2 protein-coding genes are annotated in these 1769 nt (G+C 71.1%); both read right to left on the bottom strand.

Going from position 1 to position 1769, the window contains the following annotated elements; genetic code table 11:
• Window positions 1–225: 225 nt before the first annotated feature.
• On the bottom strand, window positions 226–1047 hold the full coding sequence (locus BCD48_RS21570) for an ISAs1 family transposase (RefSeq protein ID WP_241841905.1): 822 nt from the start codon (window positions 1045–1047) through the stop codon (window positions 226–228).
• Window positions 1048–1297: 250 nt separating this feature from the next.
• On the bottom strand, window positions 1298–1769 hold a 472-nt coding region (locus BCD48_RS56780; protein WP_198543335.1), incomplete at its 5' end, for an SDR family NAD(P)-dependent oxidoreductase.

Below are 1769 nucleotides of genomic sequence, written 5' to 3' on the forward strand. Positions count from 1 at the left end.
GTCACCTGCCGGCCATGCCACGAAGCCATCCACGCCGGACGACCTACCACGCAACCCACGGCATAACCACTGGAGAGCCCGTTGCGGTTAACGCCGCCCGGCGGGTTCGGCGGGGGCCGACGGAAAAGGACCCAACCAGGGCACCTCGCCGGCGGCCTACCCGACTCGGAGAGCGGCCTGGGGAAACGGACCGGGAGCAATTCCGGCACCGCGCCCCGGCCCGACTCAACAGTGCAGCCGGTTCTCCACCAACCAGCGGTCGCGGGCGAACACGGCGAGCAGGGTCGGGCTGGCCTGATGTGTCGGCAGGCTGGTGACCAGGTAGACGACCTCGGTCTCGGCCGGCCCGCCGGCGAGCGGCTGGCGGCGGCGGGTGACCTGGACCGCCTGCACGGCGTGCGGGAAGCGCAGCCCGGCGCGGACCTCGCTGGCCTTCACGGTGGGCCGCTCGAGGCGGCCGTGGCCGCGCTCGACGGTGCGCGCGGTGGTCTTCACCCGGCGCCAGGGCAGGGCCGCGAGCTGGGAACACAGCGTGGGCTGGTTGGCCTTGACCGTGAGCACGTAGTGCGCCCCGTGGCTGACCAGCCAGCGCGCGGTCTCCTTCTGGGTGTGCAGCGCATCCGCGGTGATGACCACGTCGGTCAGGTCGAGGTCGGCGAGCAGGACGGGCAGCGCCGGGATCTCGTTCGACGTCGCGTCCACCGCGACCTGGCCGAGCACGACGCCGGTGACGTGGTCGAGTGCGGCGAGCAGGTGCCGACCCGGGACATCGCCCGTGCCGGAACCGCGCAGGGTCTTGCCGTCGACCTCGACCCGCCGCCGCGTCCCGGCCGGCGGGGTGGTCGCGGCGGCGGCCCACGCTCCCAGCGCCGTGTCCAGCGCGTCGGCGTCCAGCGCGGCGAACACCCGGCGAAACGTCGACTCGTCGGGCACCCGGACGATGCCGAGCAGGTCAGCGACCGTCTGACCAACGTCGGCGGACCATTCGCCGATCGCAGTGAACGACCGCGCGCCGGCGAGCACCGCACAGGTCGCCAGGGTCAGCACGACGGCCAGGCTGTGTCGCCTGCCTCGGGGTTTCCGCGGGTCCGGGAGCGGGCCGCAGGCTCGACGCCGACGGCGGCCGGTGGTGGCCGCCGGTGACGGCGGCAGCCAGCTGATCGAGAGCAGGGGCAGGCGGTGATACTGGTGCGGCGGGCATGGCACCTCGGGTCGATCATGATGGCGTAGGAACCTCCATGATCTCCAGGTGTCGTGCCCGCGCCCACGAAGCCCCCGGCTGCACGACAGCCTCTCGCTACACAGCCCCACCAGAAACCCCAGGCAGCACCGACCACCTGCACATCAGCAAACTTGCCGGGGCCCTGCGCTTCGGGGTGAGCTGGCCGATGCCGTGCAGATCGATCGCCGATGCGTTGTTCACCACGATATCGAGTGAACCGAACCGGCCGACGGTCTGTGCGACAGCCCGATCGACGGTGTCCCAGTCCCGGATGTCACCGACGATGGGCAGCACCTGCGCGCCGGCTGCCTCAATCGCCTCGGCCGCGGAGTGGATCGTGCCCGGGAGACGGGGGTCCGGCAGGTCGGTCTTTGCGATCAGGGCGACGTTCGCGCCCTCCCGCGCGGCCTGAATGGCGATCGCCAAGCCAATTCCGCGGCTTCCCCCTGACATCAGACCTACATCCGCCAGTTGGGCGTTGATGTTGGGGTCTTGTAGATCGTCGTAAGAGAACAGGTGCCTGCCGCGCAGGGAGAATCGGGGTTCT

Source organism: Pseudofrankia coriaricola (assembly GCF_001854805.1).
GTDB lineage: Bacteria > Actinomycetota > Actinomycetes > Frankiales > Frankiaceae > Pseudofrankia.